Source organism: Treponema sp. OMZ 305, assembly GCF_024181325.1.
In the GTDB taxonomy this organism is placed as follows: domain Bacteria; phylum Spirochaetota; class Spirochaetia; order Treponematales; family Treponemataceae; genus Treponema.
Genome location: NZ_CP051300.1, coordinates 1335456 through 1355071, shown reverse-complemented (window position 1 = coordinate 1355071; position 19616 = coordinate 1335456). Strand labels below are relative to the sequence as shown.

At 46.1% G+C, this 19616-nt stretch carries 22 protein-coding genes; 12 read left to right on the top strand and 10 right to left on the bottom strand.

What is annotated here, in order from left to right:
- Nucleotide 1: 1 nt before the first annotated feature.
- The gene (nrdD, locus tag ABK01_RS06060) at nucleotides 2–514 is read right to left on the bottom strand and encodes a glutaredoxin family protein (RefSeq protein ID WP_253674940.1); all 513 of its coding nucleotides are present in this window, start codon (nucleotides 512–514) and stop codon (nucleotides 2–4) included.
- 280 nt (nucleotides 515–794) lie between these two features.
- Between nrdD and rpsP the strand changes: the two genes are divergently transcribed.
- Genes rpsP through ABK01_RS06005 form a run of 11 tightly spaced genes read left to right on the top strand, consistent with a single transcriptional unit; the run spans nucleotide 795 to nucleotide 6367 of the window.
- Nucleotides 795–1043: a 30S ribosomal protein S16 gene (rpsP, locus tag ABK01_RS06055; protein ID WP_253674939.1), complete on the top strand. Its 249-nt coding sequence runs from the start codon at nucleotides 795–797 to the stop codon at nucleotides 1041–1043.
- Between the two features lie 14 nt (nucleotides 1044–1057).
- Complete coding sequence (locus ABK01_RS06050) at nucleotides 1058–1291, top strand: KH domain-containing protein (protein WP_006188554.1); 234 nt, start codon at nucleotides 1058–1060, stop codon at nucleotides 1289–1291.
- The gene (rimM, locus tag ABK01_RS06045) at nucleotides 1291–1815 is read left to right on the top strand and encodes a ribosome maturation factor RimM (RefSeq protein WP_253674938.1); all 525 of its coding nucleotides are present in this window, start codon (nucleotides 1291–1293) and stop codon (nucleotides 1813–1815) included. The genes ABK01_RS06050 and rimM overlap by 1 nt, the downstream gene beginning before the upstream one ends.
- Complete coding sequence (gene trmD, locus ABK01_RS06040; RefSeq protein WP_253674937.1) at nucleotides 1812–2558, top strand: tRNA (guanosine(37)-N1)-methyltransferase TrmD; 747 nt, start codon at nucleotides 1812–1814, stop codon at nucleotides 2556–2558. The genes rimM and trmD overlap by 4 nt, the downstream gene beginning before the upstream one ends.
- The gene (gene rplS, locus ABK01_RS06035) at nucleotides 2536–2895 is read left to right on the top strand and encodes a 50S ribosomal protein L19 (protein WP_253674936.1); all 360 of its coding nucleotides are present in this window, start codon (nucleotides 2536–2538) and stop codon (nucleotides 2893–2895) included. The genes trmD and rplS overlap by 23 nt, the downstream gene beginning before the upstream one ends.
- A 5-nt stretch (nucleotides 2896–2900) precedes the next feature.
- Nucleotides 2901–3878: a hypothetical protein gene (locus ABK01_RS06030; RefSeq protein WP_253674935.1), complete on the top strand. Its 978-nt coding sequence runs from the start codon at nucleotides 2901–2903 to the stop codon at nucleotides 3876–3878.
- A 59-nt stretch (nucleotides 3879–3937) separates the two neighbouring features.
- Nucleotides 3938–4204: an EscU/YscU/HrcU family type III secretion system export apparatus switch protein gene (locus ABK01_RS06025; RefSeq protein WP_212564949.1), complete on the top strand. Its 267-nt coding sequence runs from the start codon at nucleotides 3938–3940 to the stop codon at nucleotides 4202–4204.
- Nucleotides 4197–5420: an HD-GYP domain-containing protein gene (locus tag ABK01_RS06020; protein ID WP_253674934.1), complete on the top strand. Its 1224-nt coding sequence runs from the start codon at nucleotides 4197–4199 to the stop codon at nucleotides 5418–5420. Before ABK01_RS06025 ends, ABK01_RS06020 begins: the two co-directional genes overlap by 8 nt.
- Nucleotides 5420–5791: a YraN family protein gene (locus ABK01_RS06015; RefSeq protein ID WP_212564951.1), complete on the top strand. Its 372-nt coding sequence runs from the start codon at nucleotides 5420–5422 to the stop codon at nucleotides 5789–5791. The genes ABK01_RS06020 and ABK01_RS06015 overlap by 1 nt, the downstream gene beginning before the upstream one ends.
- Nucleotides 5788–5964 carry a hypothetical protein gene (locus tag ABK01_RS06010; RefSeq protein WP_253674933.1) on the top strand — a complete coding sequence of 59 codons (177 nt, stop codon included), beginning with the start codon at nucleotides 5788–5790 and terminating at the stop codon, nucleotides 5962–5964. Before ABK01_RS06015 ends, ABK01_RS06010 begins: the two co-directional genes overlap by 4 nt.
- Nucleotide 5965: 1 nt before the next feature.
- The gene (locus tag ABK01_RS06005) at nucleotides 5966–6367 is read left to right on the top strand and encodes a hypothetical protein (protein WP_212564953.1); all 402 of its coding nucleotides are present in this window, start codon (nucleotides 5966–5968) and stop codon (nucleotides 6365–6367) included.
- A 183-nt stretch (nucleotides 6368–6550) separates the two neighbouring features.
- On the opposite strand, the gene ABK01_RS06000 is transcribed toward ABK01_RS06005, so the two are convergent.
- Both ABK01_RS06000 and ABK01_RS05995 read right to left on the bottom strand, forming a co-directional pair.
- Nucleotides 6551–6838 (bottom strand): hypothetical protein, encoded by a 288-nt coding sequence (locus ABK01_RS06000; protein ID WP_253674932.1) that lies wholly within the window; start codon nucleotides 6836–6838, stop codon nucleotides 6551–6553.
- A 2-nt stretch (nucleotides 6839–6840) separates the two neighbouring features.
- Complete coding sequence (locus tag ABK01_RS05995) at nucleotides 6841–7125, bottom strand: type II toxin-antitoxin system RelE/ParE family toxin (protein WP_253674931.1); 285 nt, start codon at nucleotides 7123–7125, stop codon at nucleotides 6841–6843.
- Between the two features lie 1178 nt (nucleotides 7126–8303).
- On the opposite strand from ABK01_RS05995, the gene ABK01_RS05990 reads away from it, so the two are divergent.
- Nucleotides 8304–10232: a hypothetical protein gene (locus ABK01_RS05990; RefSeq protein WP_253674930.1), complete on the top strand. Its 1929-nt coding sequence runs from the start codon at nucleotides 8304–8306 to the stop codon at nucleotides 10230–10232.
- Nucleotides 10233–11082: 850 nt separating this feature from the next.
- Here ABK01_RS05990 and leuS read toward each other — a convergent pair.
- The 7 genes from leuS to priA all read right to left on the bottom strand — a co-directional run bounded on the left by leuS (nucleotide 11083) and on the right by priA (nucleotide 19615).
- On the bottom strand, nucleotides 11083–13653 hold the full coding sequence (gene leuS, locus ABK01_RS05985; RefSeq protein ID WP_253674929.1) for a leucine--tRNA ligase: 2571 nt from the start codon (nucleotides 13651–13653) through the stop codon (nucleotides 11083–11085).
- Between the two features lie 71 nt (nucleotides 13654–13724).
- On the bottom strand, nucleotides 13725–14009 hold the full coding sequence (locus ABK01_RS05980; RefSeq protein WP_212564631.1) for a hypothetical protein: 285 nt from the start codon (nucleotides 14007–14009) through the stop codon (nucleotides 13725–13727).
- Nucleotides 14010–14023: 14 nt separating this feature from the next.
- Complete coding sequence (gene rd, locus ABK01_RS05975; RefSeq protein WP_212564630.1) at nucleotides 14024–14182, bottom strand: rubredoxin; 159 nt, start codon at nucleotides 14180–14182, stop codon at nucleotides 14024–14026.
- A gap of 274 nt (nucleotides 14183–14456) precedes the next feature.
- The gene (locus tag ABK01_RS05970) at nucleotides 14457–14822 is read right to left on the bottom strand and encodes a VOC family protein (protein WP_212564629.1); all 366 of its coding nucleotides are present in this window, start codon (nucleotides 14820–14822) and stop codon (nucleotides 14457–14459) included.
- A gap of 148 nt (nucleotides 14823–14970) precedes the next feature.
- Nucleotides 14971–16074 (bottom strand): endonuclease/exonuclease/phosphatase family protein, encoded by a 1104-nt coding sequence (locus ABK01_RS05965; protein WP_253674928.1) that lies wholly within the window; start codon nucleotides 16072–16074, stop codon nucleotides 14971–14973.
- A gap of 581 nt (nucleotides 16075–16655) precedes the next feature.
- Nucleotides 16656–17528, bottom strand: a complete 873-nt coding sequence (locus ABK01_RS05960) for a type I phosphomannose isomerase catalytic subunit (RefSeq protein WP_253674927.1) — start codon at nucleotides 17526–17528, stop codon at nucleotides 16656–16658.
- Between the two features lie 86 nt (nucleotides 17529–17614).
- On the bottom strand, nucleotides 17615–19615 hold the full coding sequence (gene priA, locus ABK01_RS05955; RefSeq protein ID WP_253674926.1) for a replication restart helicase PriA: 2001 nt from the start codon (nucleotides 19613–19615) through the stop codon (nucleotides 17615–17617).
- Between the last annotated feature and the right edge of the window lies 1 nt (nucleotide 19616).

The window sequence follows — 19616 nt, the reverse complement described above, 5'->3', positions numbered from 1 at the left end:
ATTATGCGATAACCGCTTCTGCCGTATACGGGGTCAAATGATACGCTTTAAGATCGGCAACCGAATATGCGCGGGAAAGCTCTTTTTCCGATTCGTTATACATGATAACGGTAGGACAGGAGCGGACTCCGTGCTTTGCAGCTGCTTTAATGCCTTCTTCGGTATCGGCATCGATATAATGGATAGCAATACCGAGATTATTGCAGTAATCTTTAACAGGGGGGCAATTGGGACACGTCTTTCGTGTATATACCTCAAAAAAGGCAGGATATTGAATTGACGGTGTTTCCGTACCCGATACGGCACTTTGCCCTGCATAGAAGGAGATTTTCGGATTTTCGTGCTCGAACATTTTTCGTTCTGAAAACTCTTCACGCTTGCCCTTATTCCAATTACGGACGGAACGGTAATAACCGACTATACGTGCATATACTTCCGTTGTGGAACCGTGTACGTTTTGCAGTTCGGACTGTGTAGCTGCAATATCGGCATCGATTGCTTCTCTTGTTCTCATGGTGTCTTATCCGCCTTTTTATAGAGTTACGTTTCACTATATAAGTTTATCTATATAGCGTTTATTATGCTTGTATTTGCTATAATACCCCCATATATAGTGTATGTCAAGAGGTCAAACAAAATCCGGCTTTGTCGTGAAACTCATTATCCTATAGTTGACCAAGTATCGGTTTTTATGTATCATAGCCTGTATTTTATACTTGCAGGAACATTTCTAAAAACTGCTATTTTTAGTAGTTCCTACTATATTGAATTGATTCATTTCCGGGAGGATTAACGTGAGCGTAAAAATCAGACTCAAGAAATTCGGGACAAAAAAGCGTCCGTATTACCGCATCGTGGTACAGGATGTCCGCGAACCCCGCGACGGTAAAACCATCGACGAGGTAGGCATTTACCATCCTATCGAAGCGGAAGAGCGGCAAATTGCTTTTGATGCCGATAAGGTACGCGGTTGGCTTAATAAAGGCGCTCAGCCGACCGACACTGTTCGTCACTTACTCAACAAAAAACAATTCACGTTATAGGTCGGCTATCGAACATGGAACGTGATTTAGTCGAGTACATTGCAAAGTCGCTTGTCGATGATCCCAGCGCTGTTTCCGTGTCGGAAAAAGAAACCGATCGCGGCATTGTGTTGGAGTTACGTGTTGCAAGCGGTGATGTTGGAAAGGTAATCGGAAAATTCGGAAGGGTTGCTCAGGCAATTCGGACGTTGCTTATGGCATCAGCCGGCAGGAGCGGGACCCGTTATTTGCTGGAAATTCTTGATTAATGGACTGGCTCATAACCGGTAGGGTTCGGGGTACATTCGGTCTTGAAGGCTTTATCAAAATAGAAAGCTGTTCGGGCGAATATGAACATTTTTTAAACTTAACAGAGATAAAGCTGCGGCTTTCATGCAAAGAACCGGAAGGGCAGCGTCCCGAAACATCCTATCAGGTTGAAGAGTGTGTTATCCGTAATGCGGATGCATTATTAAAACTACGAGGTATCGATTCGCCTGAGGCGGCAAAAAAGCTGCACGGAGCGGATATATTGGTTCCTCGGGATATGGCTTGCCCGCTTGAACGCGGCGAGTTTTATATCAATGATCTTTGTAATTCCGACCTTGTGTACAAAGGAAATTCTGTGGGTACAATTGCAGATGTAGTGGAAGGCGGAGGCGGATTGTTATTGGAAGTCTCCGAGGCTGCAACAGGCAGAACCGTGTATGTTCCGTTTCGCTCTCAATTTATCGGGAAGATAAACATAGCGGCAAAGCAGGTTGAGCTTATGCACCGCTGGATTCTCGAATGAGATTCAATGTGCTGACCTTGTTTCCCGAAATACCCGCCGCCTTTTTCGAATCGTCGATCATGGCGAAGGCGGTCGAACGGGGGCTTATTACCTACAATCTGGTGAATATCCGCGACTTTGCTTACGACAAGCATCGAACCTGTGATGATCTAACCTACGGCGGCGGGGCGGGAATGCTCCTATTGCCGCAGCCGCTTGCGCTCGCGCTCGATTCCGTGCAGGCTGCCGAAAAGCGGGTTATCTATGTAACCCCTTCCGGCAAACCCTTTACGCAATCATGCGCAGCGGAACTTGCACGAGAAAAAGAACTCGTGTTTATCTGCGGCCGCTATGAAGGAATTGATCAACGAATCATCGACGAATACGCCTGCGATGAAATTTCGCTCGGCGATTACGTGATGTCCTCAGGTGAACTTGCTGCACTCGTAATAATAGACGCGGTGTACCGCTTGATCGACGGCGTTATTTCCCGCGAATCCCTTGAAGAGGAGAGCTTTTCCGACGGTTTGTTGGAATACCCCCAGTACACACGGCCGCAGATATTCAGGGACAGGGCTGTTCCTGAAGTGCTTCTGTCCGGCCACCACGAACATATTCGTAAATGGCGGCTTGAACAGCGGATTAGAAAGACGCTTGCCATGCGTCCCGACTTACTGACGGCAATCCGTAGTTCACCTGAATGGACAAAAGAAGCGGACATTATTTTACAGGAGATAAAAAATGGCAGAGAATTTAATTCGTAAGATTGAAGAAAAACAAAAGATTGTCGAAAAACCTTCTTTTAGAGTGGGCGACACCGTAAAGGTACACTTCAAGATTATTGAAGGAAAAACCGAACGTATTCAGATATATGAAGGCTTGGTACTGTGTTTTAAAAATGCGGGTATCGGCCGGACATTCACGGTAAGAAAGAACTCTTACGGCGTTGGTGTCGAGCGCGTATTCCCGCTTCACTCGCCGCGTATTGCAAAGGTGGAAGTTGTGCATACCGGTAAGGTACGCCGTGCCAAGCTGTACTACATCCGCGAGAAGATCGGTAAGGCAGCAAAGATTAAGACACTGCTGCAGAAAAAGAACTAGCGGATATGCAAACCGTAGCGGAACGGTCGGCGCTTATTATTCCGTTAAGCTGGAACACTGCGCTTAATAAGACCGTTCTTTTACACGGGAATACTGCTGCCGGTTTTTCTGAGAATGAACCGGTAACGGTTCGGGTACTGTCATTCCTTAAAAATAATATGGTGCGGATTGCCGTTAAAGGTTCCGTACTACAAGCGCAGACAAAAGCTCTTTCTCAGGATATTCGAGAAGGAGCTCTTTTATTGATGCGCGTTCATATTAACGAGAACACGGTGGTACTAACACCGTACCCAAAATATGTACCGCAACCGCTGCCGCATGGCGATGTATTTACCCAGCTCGCCATACCGCAGTCCGACCTTACGGCGGCATTGATCGCCTTTTTCCGTCAAGCCGAACAGCCGCTTCAATCCCGCCCACTTTTAAAAATCCTTTCTTCGCTCTCTGCGTTTGCCCCGCACGAGAAAAAAGCTGCTTTTGCCGCAGCGCTCCTCTACTCCCGCGGCATTGAACCTTCGCCACAGCTGATTGCACAATGCCTCACAGCGCTTTTCGGCCTTTCCGATAAGCAGGGAAGAACCGCTGTCGAAGAATGGGACGACCAAGACCTCTTTCGTTTCCTCAATCATGTAAAAACAGGCAAAAACCACTGGGTAGTATTCCCGTTTGAAAAACAGCTCAACACACTCTGGAAAGGTTCGGCAGCATTTTTGCTTGACCTGCAGGATACGGTGTGCCGTGAATGCTGTCTGCGGGTGCGAAGTGAAAAAAAGCAGGAATCTTGGACGTTTACGCTCAAGGATCACCAATGTCTTTTTTCCTATCGAGGGCAAGACGAACTTTCACTACAAAAACAGGAAAAACTCACGGCATTGCTACAAACTTGTCTGGAATCCGCAGGAGTTACGTCATATACCGTACATTATGCCGATAATAATAGAGAAGAGAATCATACCCTTGCATCAATTGATATATCCGTGTAGTATAGACGTGGAGTGAGGTATGACTTTTTTATATTACCGTGAAGATAAAAAACGATAATATGAGCAGAGCACGGGACTGTTCGGTGGCATTGTCATATACATTTGGGGAGAGTGTTCCGCTGATTACCGCCTCAGGACGCGGTACAGTTGCGCAAAAGATACGGGAAATTGCCGATAAATGTCATATTCCCCTCATCAATAACCCTCTGTTAGCGGAAGTGTTGGTTGAAGCCGAAATAGGCTCTTGCATTCCCGAAGAAACGTATCAAGCGGTTGCCGCTCTTTTTGCATTTCTTCAAAAAAAGGATGGGATAATCGGTGCTTAGGCGAATTAAGGTAGAAGATTTAAAAGAAGGTATGCTGTTTTCAGAACCGCTGTTCTTTGACGACGGTAAAAATAGAGTTCTGGGCAAAGGGTATCCGGTTTCTGAACGTGAACTATCGGTATTAAAGCAATGGAAAGTACCTTTTGTTATGACAGCCGGTAAAAGCATAAAAAAAAGAGCGGAATTAGATGAAAAATTAGATGCACTACCCGACAAAGGGGGAGCTCCTACCGCTAAAACAGCTAACAAAAACACTCAAAAGAAAACAGCGGAAGAAAATACTATTTTACAGCTTCCGGATATTTTAACGCACAGCGAACTGTATACCGAATATTTGGCGATTATCCTAACACTGGATATCTTTTTAACCGAGGTAAAAAAAAGAAAACCAATATCACCCCGCCCCATAGATGGAATTGCCCTGAGACTCCGTAATTTGCTCGCCGCCAATAGACCGCTCGCTATTTCATTCATCTTATCAGCCCAAATTCCTGAACGAGAGATGGCAAAAGCCCTCGTGGATACCGCTATTTTAGCTGAAACCATCGCAAAATTCATGAATCTTCCGGAAGATTATATTGATGACATAGTGCTCGCTTCCCTACTACACGATTGTGGGATGCTAAGAATTCCCGATGCCATTTTAAACAAGAAGACTGCGCTTTCAGATACTGAAATGCAGACCGTTGCGGCTCATACCGTCTATGGATATAAAGCCGTATTATCGGAATTTATGTATACCGAACGGGTCGCGATGCTTGTTTTGCAGCACCACGAACGATGGGACGGCAAAGGATATCCGAACGGACTTGATAAAGAATCCATCGAAATAGGCGCCCGTATCATCGCTGTTGTAGATGCCTTTGTGGCGATGACCGCACAAAAGGCGTATCGTAGTGCATTACTCGGTTATGATGCCATGAAGACGCTCCTCGCAGACAAAGGCCGCCGCTTTGACTATGAAGTTATCAAAGCTATGATTCAAAGTATCGGTGTATATCCCATCGGTTCAATAGTGTTGATGAACGACACATCCATCGCCCGTGTTGTGGGTACAGCTCCCGAAGCGCCGTTGCGTCCGTCGATTAGAGTAATCATTGATGAAACCGGACATCTTTATCCCAATAATAAGGGTAAACTTATTGATCTGAAGGAATACAAAAATACTTTTATTGTCAAGGCTATTGACCCGCTACAGTATCAGCAAAAAAAGTGATGGAAGAACGGCTTGGCCCGGCAGGAGAATCTTATGCAGCAAAATGGCTTGAACAGCAAGGATATTCCATCATTGCCCGAAACTGGCGTACAAGAACCGGCGAAATTGACATCATAGCGGAAAAAGGTGAAAGACTTGTTTTCTTTGAAGTGAAGACATTGCCTCACACATCGCTTGCAGACTTGGATATTATTGTCGGAAATAGAAAACAGGAAAGGATTTGTAAAACCGCTAAATATTTTCTCTTAACTCATCGAAAATATAACAAGATGCATATACGTTTTGATGTTCTTGTGTTGCCGTTTGACCCGCGAACAACGGAAGGACTCGAGCCTTTGCATTTAGAGAATGCTTTTGAGGATTATGTATGAATGTTGGCGTGTTTCCAAAGAAAGAGCGGTATACCCCCCGCAAATACTTTACCGAATCCGACTTTCGCGAAATGGAAACAAAACTCAAAGATGAGGCATATATTCAAGCTGCGATATACCGATTAGCATCGATATTGACCGAACAGATGATGTATATGAAGGATGAAGAATAATATGAGCAATAGGCGGGGACACAGAAGAGATAATCATTATACCGAAACTGCCGCAACAGACAATAAACCGTATACCGGCTCAAATCATAATGAACCTACAGAACTTTTTATCTGTGCACGATGCGGGAAACCCATCAAAGATTTAAGCGCTGCATTAGCGGATAAAACAGACGGCAAGCCTGTGCATTTCGATTGCGTATTGAATTTTTTAAGGCAAAATGAAACCTTACAGGAAAATGAAGCGATTTCTTATATCGGACAAGGAAGATTTGCCGTTATCAAATATGCTTCAATGGTAACGATGAAAGAGTTCACGATTGTAAGAATCATCGAGTGGGAAGATAAAAATCAACGCGCAGAATGGCGAGGCACCATTGCCGACCGTTTCAGCTTAATCGATTGAGCAGCCATCAGCGTATATCCTAAGCACACTTCCGGACAGCCTATTTGCAAAAGGCATCGCGTATAAATTGCAAGGGGTATCGCATAATTCTTTTCCTTGACTTGACCAGATTAACAGGTTAAACTTATCATAGTTTTAAACCGCAACGCAGCTTGTCGGCTTTGAAAACGGTGTTATGTGATATTACTTCTGCATTAAAGCTGAATAATTCAAATGATTTTCTCTTGCAAAAGAAATAAACTCTTTTTCTTCCTGTGTTACCCGAATTTGAAATTTTAAAGGCGATCCGAATTTTTGTTTTCGACCGGCATTTTCCCTTGCTCCGCCATGTCCAAACTCTTTTGCATAATTTGCAAGACCGGATTTCTTTAAATATTCCTTTTCAGAAATAATTTTTTCATCGGGAGAAAGTTCTGATTCCAATTTCTTAAAAACATAACCTTCGGAATCTTTTACATATACATATTCCATAATCAGATCTCCTTCAAACGTTTCTCAGCGAGTTTTATAGTTTCTTTTGGAGTTTTCTGTGTCTTCTTTACAAAAATAACTCCTATTACAATAATTTTCCCTTCTTTATATTTAAATAAAGACCTAAGTTCATTTGATTTTATTTCAAAAATCTTTTTCTGAAGACGCTTTACTTTTACAAACTCAATTCCCCGTTGTTCAATCTTTTCATATTCTATTTTTAGTAAATCTTTTTGCGATTGTTCCAGAGATGATATTTCAGATTCAACAACAGGCAGTTTTTCCACCGTAAACTTCACGATTTAAATATACCATTTATTTTGATTTTGTCAACAATTTCAATTAAATATTATCAATATATAATTTCGTTCTTTTTAAGAATTATCTTCCTTTATTATCAAATAGAGCCCTGTTATATCTGCTATTTGAACAGTCTTTATAAAAACTTGTGAAAGGAGCCATTTTCCTATTCCGTTTCCCTGTAACTCTCTATTAACAGCAAGCCTCGCGATTCTCAGTGTAGGCATCGCGTATAAATTGCAAGAGCTATCGCATAATTCTTTTCCTTGACTGGAGCAGATTAACAGGATAAACTTATAATAGACTAGGGTAAACGCATCAGGACGTTTTTTTAACAACCCCGCAGAAAAATTGAAACTATTCGACCAGAACTGCCAAGGATGGCATCGCTAAACAATGTACATCCTTGTACATTGTTTAGCTTCGAGTTTTTCTGATGAAAAACTCGATACTGTTTGGAACCACTGACTTCCTGTCAGTGCAGCGATGTTTTGTGCACGCACAAAACTCGCCATCAATGCGCCCAAGGATGGGCGTGGGATAGGTCAGAAACAAGTTTTGGAACAAAACTTGTCCTCAACCGATGTATATGGACGTACATCGGTTGAGAGGTACACGGATGTACAACAGTTGAAGATGGTTCAAATGGTCTCACAGTCTCAATTTTTCTGCGGTTTTTATCTACTCTACCTGATGCGTTTACCCTTTTGCCGGAAAAATGTGCGAAATTTTAAGCAAAATTTCGCACAGAAATAAAAAATATTCGCAATGGAGATCACTATGAAACAAAAACGATTAACAAGCTTTTTCGTATTAGGATTAGTGGCTGTGCTACCGGTACTATTTACCGGATGCCCCAAGTTATCGGATAATCCCCCCCCCCCCCCCCGTAACTGAACTGCATTTTGATGAAGCTACTATACAAGTTGAAGTAAAAAACAACGATACGTTAACGCTCGTAAAAAACGGGGATCAAATCCAAATCGGTGCCGAATTAAAAATACGAGCAAAAAACATACCATCCGATAAGACACTTGAAGAATGGAAAATTAACGGAAAAACGGTTGCCTCAGCAACGGAAACATTCAACCATACTATCGTTAAAGAAGATGCCGACAGCAACGGTAAAACACACATCACCTATACCCTTAAAAATAAAGCTGCATTGTTAAGAGTACATTTTGATACGGCAAAGGTTACGGTGGAAGCGCTTACTACAGGTGCTTGGAAACCGCTGAGTTCCGGATCGGAAATAGTCGACAACACTCAGCTACGGTTGACTGCGATAGGGCTTCCAGCCGACAGTACCGTACAATCATGGACAGTCGGAAAGACAAACATCCCTGCAGAAGGGCATGAACTTACCTATACCGTGCGCAAAGCCGACGCTAACGATAATAATATCGTAACAATTTATTACACTGAAAGAAAGATCGTCAATCTCAAAATAAATTTCGATGCTGCACAGGTAAAGGTTGAAGCGGAGCAAGCAGGAACATGGAATACTCTCACGAGCGGTTCGACAGTTCAAGAAAATACACGGCTGCGGTTGACCGCACTTGCGGTACCTGCCGGCACTCCCGTACAGGCATGGAAAGTAGGAAATACAATCGTTCCGGCAGAGGGGTCTGAGCTTATCCATACCGTACGCAAAGTTGATGCTGACAGCAGTAATCGTGTAGCGCTTGCATATACTGTCAAAAGTGACAAATTGATAATTGCCTTTGATAAGGAAAAGGTGAAAGTATTTACCAACGAGAGCGGTATCGTTAGAGACGGCAGTGAGCTGACGGTTGGGATGAAATTGAACATTGCAACTCAAAATCTTCCTACAGGGGAAATTGTAGATACTTGGAAAATCGGGAAACGGAACATTTCAGCTGATTCAAATGACTGTAAGTATACCGTAATGGCCGAGGATGCCGAAAGCGGTATTATTGCCATCAGCTATACGACAAAGGCCGCAAAGAAGTTTACCCTCAACTTTGACGGGTCAAAGATAACGGTGCGAGAGCGTAAGGAAGATGGGCCGTGGCAAATACTTTCAAGCGGTACACAGGTGGAAGAAAGAACGAGAATCAGTATTAAAGCCACTGACATTCCGGTAGGTCATATCGTAGATATGTGGACTATCGGCAAGCGTACCTTTCCTACCGAGCATAAAGACGAATGTTGGTCTACTGTGAAGTCCGCCGATGCCGAAAGCGGTGTCATTACCATCAGCTATACGACAAAGCCCGCGCAGAAGTTTACCCTTACCTTTGATGCAGCCAAGATGACGGTAACAATACCGCAGCAGCACGGGCAGGATCAAACGCTTTCAAACGGTGCACAGGTAGAAGAAGGAACGGAAGTCCGTATTGAAGCCAAAAACCTTCCGGCAGGGCAGATCGTAGATACGTGGAAAATCGGAAAGAGAACATTTGAGGATAAGGCTGAATGGAACGGAAACCGGTGGGGGTTCCACGTAGGTTCAAACTATGCCGAGGGCGACACCATTAGCATCAGCTACACGACAAAGGCCGCTAAGAAGTTTACCCTTACCTTTGACGAGTCAAAGATGACGGTGGAAATACCGCAGCAGCACGGGCAGGCTCAAACGCTTTCAAAAGGTGCAGAGGTGGAAGAAATGACCGGTATCATCATTGAAGCAAAAGACCTTCCGATAGGACAGATCGTAAATACGTGGGAAATCGGGAAGAGAACCTTTGAGGATGAGGGTAATTGGGGTGGAAACCGGCACTGGTTCTGCGTGAGTCCTGATTATGCCGAAAGCGGTGTCATTACCATCAGCTATACGACAAAGGCCACGCAGAAGTTTACCCTGAGCTTTAATGAAGCAAAGATGACGGTGAGAATATGGCAGCAGTACGGACAGGGACAAACGCTTTCTAACGATGCAGAGGTGAAAGAAAGAACGGAAATCAATATAGAAGCCAAAGACCTTCCTGTAGGCAAGATCGTAGATGAGTGGAAAATCGGGAAGAGAACCTTTGAGGACGACAAGGGTAGTAACAGGTGTTGGATCCGCGTAGATTCCGATTATGCCGAAGGCGGCACCATTACCATCAGCTACACGACAAAAAATGAATAGCAGATGAATATGATTTTTCCGGAAAATGAGTAAAAACATCAGACAAAGTAGATAATGGAAGCATCCCCTTGCCGCTTTTGGGGCAAAACTTGTCCTCTACCGATGTACATGGGGACGTGCATCGGTAGAGGACACACGAATGTACGTGGAAGTGTATTATTGGGATGCAAGGGGATGGCGAAAAAGTGATCAACTTTTGAGACATCCCCAGCCTTTCCGTTAGCCTTTTGAAAATACCCTGTCCGGAAGTGTACATCCGTGTACACTTCTGGACGCGAGTTTTTGCTGTGCAAAAACGTCGCTACTGCACGGAACCACGGACATCCCTGTCCGCTCTGATACGTTGAGGATTTTCAAAAGCCGCACGCGGTATACACCCCTTCCGTAAGCCTTTTGAAATAGCCTGTTAAAAAGCGTACGTCCCTGTACGCTTTTTAACGACGAGATTTGTGCATAGCCCAAATCTCGCTACTGTATAAAACCACCGACGTCCATGTCGGTTTTGAAACACCATTTGCCGTTAGCCTTTTGAAATAGACGATGCAGATGCTAGGAGCGTACAAAAAACACCCGCAGGCACGGTACAAAATGTACTTCCGTGTACATTTTGTACCTACGTGTTTGCAAGGCAAACACGCTACTGCACGGAACCACGGACATCCTTGTCCGTTCTGATACGTTGAGGATCTTCAGTAGCGGCATGCGGTATAGAGCTTTCCGTTAGCCTTTTGAAATAGACGGCGCAGATACGAGGCGCGAGCAAAAATAAAGCGGAGACGTACTTGGTGTACGTTGAGCATTTATTTTTGCGCAGCAACGAAGTAGATGCTCCGTATATTTCAAAAGGTTATTAGACGACGATATTTACAAGCTTATTCTGAACCACGATAACCTTTTTAGGCTGTTTATCGCTGAGGAAGCGCTGCGCACCATCTGTTTTTAGAGCGAGTGCTTCAAGCTCTTCCTTAGGCAAATCGACGGCGGCTTGAAATTTATCGCGTACCTTTCCGTTAATCTGCACGACAATCGTACATTCGGAATCGATGCAAAACTTTTCGACAAACATCGGCCACTGCGTATATGCAATTGTTTCCGTATGGCCTAACTTCTCCCACAGCTCTTCGGCAAGGTGCGGTGCGTAGGGCGCAAGCAGCTTGACAAATGCCTCCCATGCAAAGCGGGGTACAGTTTGATATTTTCCAAGTGTATTGACAAAAATCATCATCTGGCTGATTGCCGTATTGAAGTTGAGCGATGCAGTATCTTCGGTTATCTTTTTAATAGTCTTATTGAGAATCTTGGTAATTTCCGCATGTTCCGGCGTACTCATGTCGTTCACCGGAGAAGAAATCAGCTCTTTTCCGGAAATAGCCCAGATTTTCTCCAAGAAGCGGAAAATACCGATCAGCCCTTGCGTGTTCCACGGCTTGGACATATCGAGCGGCCCCATGAACATCTCATACATACGGCACGAATCGGCGCCGTATTGAGCGATCATCTCATCAGGATTGATGACATTTTTTAGGCTCTTCGACATCTTTGCGATAACCCGCTTCAACTTTTCACCGGTGCTTTTTTCTTCAAAAGCATCATCACCGGTCTGCACGACCTCATCGACCGGCACGAGCGATCCGTTTGAACGCTGATATGCAAAGGAGGTAATCATCCCTTGATTCACCAGCCGCATGAACGGTTCCTTGGTATGCACCACGCCTAAATCGTACAGTACCTTGTGCCAAAAGCGGGCATAGAGGAGATGGAGTACCGCATGTTCCGCGCCGCCGACGTAGAGATTAACAGGCATCCAATACGCTTCTTTGTCCTTGGCACAAAAACGGTGTGCATTATGAGGATCGAGGTAACGGAGATAGTACCAGCAGGAACCCGCCCATTGAGGCATGGTGTTTGTTTCGCGGCGGGCGGGGGCTCCGCAGTGCGGACACACGGTATTCACCCATTCGGGTATCTTGGCAAGCGGACTTTCTCCCGTGTCGGAAGGGGTGTAGCTATCCGTTTCAGGCAAGGCAAGCGGTAAATCCTTTTCGTCCAGCGGAACCACGCCGCATTTCGGGCAATGCACCAACGGGATAGGCTCTCCCCAGTACCGCTGTCTGCTGAATACCCAGTCGCGGAGCTTATAATTGACGGCCTTTTTGCCGAAGCCGTTGGCGGCAGCATAGTCGGTAACACGCTCTATTGCTTCCCGTGTCGGCAGTCCGGTAAATTCGCCCGAATTTACCGCATAACCGTCGGCTGCGGTACATGCTTGCGGTACTGCACGGTAATCGCCCGCCGCTCCCTTTTCCTTCCATTCAGCCTCTGAGGCAACCGTTTGAATAACCGGCAGTGAGAAAACTTGAGCAAACTCCCAGTCGCGCTCATCATGCGCCGGAACCGCCATAATGGCGCCGGTTCCGTAAGAAACCAAAATATAATCGGAAATCCAAATCGGAATAGGTTCTTTTGTCAGCGGGTTTACCGCGTATGCGCCGGTAAAGACGCCCGTTTTCTTTTTTGCAAGTTCAGTCCGTTCAAGATCGGTTTTCTTTGCCGTCTCGTCAATATACTGCTGCACGGCGTCTTTTTGCTCCCCGCTGACAATGTGCATGACGAGCGGGTGTTCCGGAGCAAGCACGAGGTAGGTCGCCCCGAAAATAGTATCCGGCCGAGTAGTATACACGGTAATCTTTTCGTTTTCATACGGAGCGGCAAGGTGAAAGTCTATTTCTGCTCCGGTGCTTTTGCCGATCCAATTCCGCTGCATCATCTTAACGGACTGAGGCCAATCCAGCTCTTCCAAGTCTTCAAGGAGCCGCTCAGCATACGCGGTGATCTTGAGCATCCACTGCCGGACATTCTTGCGGACAACCTGTGTGCCGCACCGCTCGCAGCAGCTTTCTTTTACTTCCTCATTCGCAAGGCCGGTTAAACAGCTCGGACACCAGTTAATCGGCGCTTCCGTTTCGTAGGCCAAACCTTTTTTATACAGCTGTAAAAATATCCACTGTGTCCAACGGTAGTAGTCCACATCGGAAGTTGCAAGCTCGCGATCCCAGTCGTAAGAAAAACCGAACGCCTGTATTTGCCTCCGGAAGGTATCGATATTTTCTTTTGTCGTAATACGCGGGTGAGTACCGGTCTTAATGGCGTAATTTTCCGCGGGCAAGCCGAAGGAATCAAATCCCATCGGGTGCAGTACCGCATATCCGTTCATACGGAGATACCGACAATAAATATCGGTTGCCGTATACCCTTCCGGATGCCCGACGTGCAAACCTGCTCCCGACGGATACGGAAACATATCCAATACATACGCCCGTTTTTCCGGCGGATAATTTTCGTCCTCGGTTACCTTAAACGTCTTATGATCTTTCCAATATTTTTGCCATTTTTTTTCAATATCGCCAAAAGGATACGGCATTATACAACTCCTTTGAGTAAAACATTTTAGAAATTTTCCTTAGATTTAATGCAATAGCATTTATTTATTCATTATAGAAGGATTACTTTTTTGCTGTTGGTTTTGGTAATACCGAATACCCGCAAAATATTGTCCGTGGTATAATCCGCATGGGCTAAGTTATTGTAATAATCCGTAACGGTTTGCAGTTCTTCTTGAGAATCATCGTAGACTGCAAAGGCAGCTGCGCTGCGGAAAGCGCCTGCCTCAAGCAATTCCGTCAAGCTCTTTCCGCCATTTTTAGCACGCCGTTCTTTATCGACTACTGCGGCGGCACCGTCATATCCGATTGCACTGATAAAATCATTTTTTGTCATTTTACACTCTCCACTTAAACCTTTTTAAATCCTTCCTTCGAAACGCCGCAGAGGGGACATACCCACGTTTTGGGCAAATCTTCAAATCGAGTACCCGGCTTAATATTACCTTCAGGATCGCCGGTTTCAGGATCATACTCATAACCACATAAATCGCATACATATTTATCCATACTCTACTCCATCTATTCCTTACAGAATACTTGCAGGTCAACACTATACGGGTTTTAGGACGATTTTACAAGTAGGTGCAGACAAAGCATATCAACAATAAAATAAGGGTATAGCACAAAATTGGGTATAGGGGAGAGCAATCGAAAAGCTATTGTATCGCGCTCATAGGACATCTTCCTTCATGTCTTTACTTGTCAGTGGTTGCATTTTTTCTAATACATTTTATATCTGAGCATCTCTAAAAAGAGGTTCTTGTTAGAGATGCTGTTCTGTTTATTTAGCTTCAATAAAATCTATTTCTATTCCATTGGGATCGACCGCTGTTAATATCTTTTTACCATCTTTTACCGTTCGCGGCTGCATAATAATACGGACATTTTTAGAGCGGAGATATTTTTCCGTCTCTCCAATCTGATTTACACTGAAAGTCAACGAAATAGAGTTTTCCTTTTTCACCTTTGAACGATCATTATGGATCAGTTCCAACCGGCCATTCGACTTAGGATCGTACAAAAAGGCAATCTGCTTCCCCGGGGCAGCAGACATCATAGACTCAAAGGTAAGTCCGAGAACCTTTTCATAAAACTGCAATGATTTTTCCATGTTGTCGGTTCTAATAACCACACTGTTCATCTGCATCTTTTACTCCTTGGCAAATATCCGTATTCCGGTATCTGCGATACTTACAGTATACCCAACAATGGACAATTTTGCAAAAGGAATATCTTCTTCCGGAAAGATTAGAGGCAGCATCATTTATTTATAGTATACGCGTTCTCCTGCATCTTTAGGGATTCAACGTAACACGCAGTTTTACCGGATTATGGTCTGTATACCGGAAAGATTCATCGAGTGTCTCCACCGATAAAAGAGAAATATTCGGAGACAAAATAAAGCCGTCAATAACGTAGTACGGCCACTTTTTGCGAATATTTTCGTCGGTAAGCGCAGCCGTATACGGCGCTTTGTTCAGGCGGCACGAGGGAACTCTGTCATCGACGGCAAAGTGCCAACCTTCAGGGAGTAAGCCTGCATCCATTATACCGGGCGCCCAAAATTCATCATAGAGGGGATACAACGACCGTGTCCCCGGAAAGGTTTGATTAAAATCTCCGCCCGCTATCACATAATTGCCCGCTTCATATTCAGCGCGAATAAAATCGGCGACCGCCTTTGTCTGCGCAATCTTTCCTTCCCCTTCATCATAAGCTTCCAAATGTAGCACGGCCGTTACCAACTCTCTGCCCGATTCGAGGGGAAAACGGGTTATCAGCATACAGCGTTTTAAATTAACCGTACTGACCGGCCACTTAAACGGTACCGGCAACGCAAAACGATAGGTCTCCGTAAAGGGGTATCGCGTAAAAAGGCCGACTCCGCTCGCCACTTTTCCGATTGGGGGAATCGGATACGGTACATACGACGCCTTAAAATTATAAGTATAGGTAAGCGCCGTACCAAGCGCCTCGGTAAGCGCCGCCGTTTGGTCGATGTAATAGGAACGCTTTGAGGACTTATCCATTTCTTGAATAAAGTAAAAATCGGAAGGATACCGTTTCAGTGTCTCGATAACTCCTGCAAGGTTTTCTTCGACCTCTTTCTTATCCGAAGGGCGCACCATAGTACCGCCGTCCATAAAAAAATCATGCTTTGCGCCAAGACCGCAATAGCCGATATTCCAACTGATAATATCGATCGGCTTTGCAAGCGCAACGGTTTCTTCCGTAAGAGCAGTTTCTCCGATGATTTCAGCAGGCTCTTGAGCTTGGGGGCGATATTCCGTTATCGTAATAAACAGTAGCAGAATCCCGAATGATATGGCGGCAACAGCTACAATTCCACCGATGACCTTTAATACCAAAAGAATATTTCGTACCAAAAACGTTTTCATTCAGACCATCCTTTACATAAAGCTGCCGGTTCTTTCGCGACATCGATTAACCGGTGAACTCCTATTTTTTCTTAACAATAATTATCAGCTTTGATATTCATTCTGTCAACATTGTTTTATCGAGGTAAATGCATCAGGCCGTTTTCTTAGTAACCCCGCAGAAAAATTGATACTATTCGACCAGAACTGCCAAGGATGGCAGTGGTTCCATACAGTAGTGATGTTTTGTGCACGCACAAAACTCGCTTTCAACGGTTGTACATGGACGTACAACCGTTGAAGATGGTTCAAATGGTCTCACAGTCTCAATTTTTCCGCGGTTTTTATCTGTTCTACCTGATGCATTTACCCATTTATCGGAAAATGTACGAAATTTTATTTCCTTAAAATGCAACAGTTGAACAAAATATGAATTTTGGAAACTGTTGCATTCGTGCGCGAAAAGCGCACACATCAATACGCAAGTTTTCGAAAGAAAACTTGACGGTTAAGGTGAGCGGCGTCATTGTAGACGCTCACCTTACACCTATGAAATTTCGGACAGAAGGAAGGTAACCCCGCGGAAAATATTTTTAATGCGGTTACCCCATCAGCATAACCGAAAGCAGCGAATCCCGATCAGGCAGTACGGAAACGGCAGCTTCCCGCCGCACCACAATGCAGTCCTCAGTTTTTACCTGCAAGGCGGGAACTCCGGCAGTTTCAAGCATACCGTTTCCGGAGATGATAAAGAGGCTGCACCATCCCGTTTTTGCAGCAGGGGTATCAAATGCCGAAAACGAAATAGTCCCCGTAGTGGGAAAATCTTTTTTTTCAAGCCGAAAATACGGACATACCGTTTTTCCGCTAAACGGATGTTCCGGCGTCAGTGTAGACTTAGGCAGATACCGCAATACATCAAGTCCTTTTTGTATATGCACCTCACGGGGTCGCCCCCAGTCATAGAGCCGGTAGGTTATATCGCTTGACTGCTGCACCTCTAAAAGCCGCAAGCCGCCCTGTATCGCATGGACGGTTCCGGCAGGGATAAAGATAAAGTCCCCCTTCGAGACGGGAACGGATCGGAGACAGCGCTCGAGCGTATTATCCCGAATAGCTGTTTCCAACTCGCTGCGGCGGTAATCCTTTTGCAATCCGTAAATAATCTTTGCATCGGGAACCGCATCAAGCACATACCAGCATTCGGTTTTACCGGCGCTGTGTTCATGGAGGCGGGCATAGTCATCATCGGGGTGAACCTGCACCGAAAGCGTCTCATTTGCCTGAATAATTTTAATCAAAAGCGGATACGAAGCGCCGACGATAGCGTCAAGCAGTGTTCCGCCTATCTGCGCCGCCGCATCATCTACAAGAGACTTGCCCGCCGGATGAACGGAGACAATCCACCGCTCATATCCCCAGACCTTTTCGGAAACAAAAGGCTGTGTTTTAAACATCGTTATATTCTGCTGCATATCATCCCCCTCAACTGCATCTCGTCGGGGTTGTTGATTCCGAAGGATGCGAAGCAAATCCAACCAAGTTTTTAGAGATGCCTACCTTACAATAAACTGACCGGATCGACATCCGTTTCGATATATACACCCACAGCCGCTTTGTATTCGGTGATAAACCGGTACACGGCTTTTTGCATCGGTGCGAGCGTTTCGGCGCGCAACAGCAGCTGCATCCGGTGATTGCCCGCCACGAGCGAAAGCATACAGTCGGACGGGCCGAGTATTTCTATGCCTTCCGCAGCATCAGGCGGAAACAGCCGCGGTAAAAGCTCCCGCGCGCCGAAAGCGGCTTCTTCCGCTTTGTGTTGATCTTTACTGCGGAACACCAGCCGGATAAGGCGGGCAAAGGGAGGAAATTCCAACGCCTGCCGCTGCTGCAGCTCCTGCGTATAAAAACCTTCCACATCGTTGTGCTGCGCACAGACAATTGCAGGGTGATAGGGATTATAGGTTTGAATGATAACCTCCCCGTCCGGAACATACCGCCCTGCCCTGCCCGCTACCTGCATGATGAGCGAAAAGGTGCGCTCGGCGGCTCTAAAATCGGGCATCTGCAAGCCGGTGTCGGCAAGCGCAATTCCGACCAGCCGCACACCGGGAAAGTTTAAGCCTTTGGCAATCATCTGCGTGCCGAGCAAAATATCGACGGCGCCGTCCCGAAAGTTATTTAAGATCTGAACTGCCTGCTTGTTTTTTTGCAGCACATCGGTATCGATACGCTGAACGGTGCAGTCGGGGAAGGTTTTCCGTACCTGTTCTTCAATATATTCCGTACCGATGCTCATATAGCCCGCCTCGATGGAGCCGCATTCGGGACAGGCGCTCGGCGGCTTTGCCGTCCATCCGCAGTAGTGGCACTTCATCAGCCCCTCGCTTTTATGAAAGGTGAGCGGCACCGAACAGTTTTTACATAAGAGCTCGTGTCCGCAGTTCTTACACTTAAAGAAATGAGAGAAGCCGCGGCGGTTCAAAAAGAGAATGGTCTGTTTTCCTTGCGTTTTGGTGCGGCGCATTTCATCGATCAGCGCAGTGCTTAAGGCTCCGGCCGTATGCAACAGCGATTCGATGCGGATATGGGGCAGCGCCCCGCCGGAAAGCCGCTCGCTCAGCCGCAGGGTGCGGATTGCACCGGTTTTCATCAAATGCCATGCCTCTACCGACGGCGTTGCCGAACCCATCACCAGCGGACAACCGTGTTTTTTGCAGAGGTACATCGCAACCTGCCGCGCGTGGTAGCGGGGCGCAAAACCCGACTTATACGAACCGTCGTGTTCCTCGTCAATGATGATGAGCCCAAGCTCGCGGACGGGAGCAAATATGGCGCTGCGTACTCCGACGACAATCCGCGCCTCGCCCCGCGCAATACGCCGCCATTCTGCAAGCCGCTTGCTGCCGGTCAGTCCCGAATGGAGCACCGCACAGCGGTCGCCGAAACGCTTTTTGACGGTTTCCGCAACCTGATGGCTCAACGTAATTTCGGGTACCAGATAGATGACTGATTTTCCGGCGGCGAGCGCACGAGAAGCGGCCTGTAAAAAGACCTCGGTTTTACCGGAACCGGTGATACCGTACACATAAAAAAACTCGCCGCCAGCGCAGCCGGAAATCGCTTCTACGGCAGAACGTTGTTCATCCGAAAGTGTAAGCGCCGAAGCGGAAAAATCGGTTCCGGCGAATTCGATCCCGTCGGTATTCAGCTCTCCCGCTTCGCGTTTGCCTGAAGGCAGCATCGCAGACAGCGCAATTCCCTCGGCGCAGATATAAAAGCGGGACATCCAACGGGCGAGTGCCGCCTGTTCATCGGTAAAAAGCGGTTCCGCATCGATGATGCGGTCGATCGGCTTTATGTCGGCTTCGGCAAAAGGACAGCTTTTCGGCAGCGTTTCATGTTCCGCAACAATAAAGCCGATGAGCTTGCGCGAGCCGAATCGAACCGCCGCCCGTCTGCCGGCCAACGATTGTTGCCCGTCCGCAGCAACAGGATTCCGGTAAAAGAACGATTGATATAATGGAAGTTTAAAGACAAGCTCAAGCCACTGCGCCATA

What these genes read in the sequence shown, in the direction of transcription:
- ABK01_RS05980 (WP_212564631.1), bottom strand. Translation starts at nt 14,009, where the DNA reads ATGACAAAAAATGATTTTATCAGTGCAATCGGATATGACGGTGCCGCC.
- nrdD (WP_253674940.1), bottom strand. Translation starts at nt 514, where the DNA reads ATGAGAACAAGAGAAGCAATCGATGCCGATATTGCAGCTACACAGTCC.
- ABK01_RS06010 (WP_253674933.1), top strand. Translation starts at nt 5,788, where the DNA reads ATGAATGTTGGCGTGTTTCCAAAGAAAGAGCGGTATACCCCCCGCAAA.
- ABK01_RS05965 (WP_253674928.1), bottom strand. Translation starts at nt 16,074, where the DNA reads ATGAAAACGTTTTTGGTACGAAATATTCTTTTGGTATTAAAGGTCATC.
- priA (WP_253674926.1), bottom strand. Translation starts at nt 19,615, where the DNA reads ATGGCGCAGTGGCTTGAGCTTGTCTTTAAACTTCCATTATATCAATCG.
- trmD (WP_253674937.1), top strand. Translation starts at nt 1,812, where the DNA reads ATGAGATTCAATGTGCTGACCTTGTTTCCCGAAATACCCGCCGCCTTT.
- rplS (WP_253674936.1), top strand. Translation starts at nt 2,536, where the DNA reads ATGGCAGAGAATTTAATTCGTAAGATTGAAGAAAAACAAAAGATTGTC.
- ABK01_RS06030 (WP_253674935.1), top strand. Translation starts at nt 2,901, where the DNA reads ATGCAAACCGTAGCGGAACGGTCGGCGCTTATTATTCCGTTAAGCTGG.
- ABK01_RS06015 (WP_212564951.1), top strand. Translation starts at nt 5,420, where the DNA reads ATGGAAGAACGGCTTGGCCCGGCAGGAGAATCTTATGCAGCAAAATGG.
- rd (WP_212564630.1), bottom strand. Translation starts at nt 14,182, where the DNA reads ATGGATAAATATGTATGCGATTTATGTGGTTATGAGTATGATCCTGAA.
- ABK01_RS06025 (WP_212564949.1), top strand. Translation starts at nt 3,938, where the DNA reads ATGAGCAGAGCACGGGACTGTTCGGTGGCATTGTCATATACATTTGGG.
- rimM (WP_253674938.1), top strand. Translation starts at nt 1,291, where the DNA reads ATGGACTGGCTCATAACCGGTAGGGTTCGGGGTACATTCGGTCTTGAA.
- ABK01_RS06005 (WP_212564953.1), top strand. Translation starts at nt 5,966, where the DNA reads ATGAGCAATAGGCGGGGACACAGAAGAGATAATCATTATACCGAAACT.
- ABK01_RS06000 (WP_253674932.1), bottom strand. Translation starts at nt 6,838, where the DNA reads ATGGAATATGTATATGTAAAAGATTCCGAAGGTTATGTTTTTAAGAAA.
- ABK01_RS06050 (WP_006188554.1), top strand. Translation starts at nt 1,058, where the DNA reads ATGGAACGTGATTTAGTCGAGTACATTGCAAAGTCGCTTGTCGATGAT.
- ABK01_RS05960 (WP_253674927.1), bottom strand. Translation starts at nt 17,528, where the DNA reads ATGCAGCAGAATATAACGATGTTTAAAACACAGCCTTTTGTTTCCGAA.
- leuS (WP_253674929.1), bottom strand. Translation starts at nt 13,653, where the DNA reads ATGCCGTATCCTTTTGGCGATATTGAAAAAAAATGGCAAAAATATTGG.
- ABK01_RS05970 (WP_212564629.1), bottom strand. Translation starts at nt 14,822, where the DNA reads ATGCAGATGAACAGTGTGGTTATTAGAACCGACAACATGGAAAAATCA.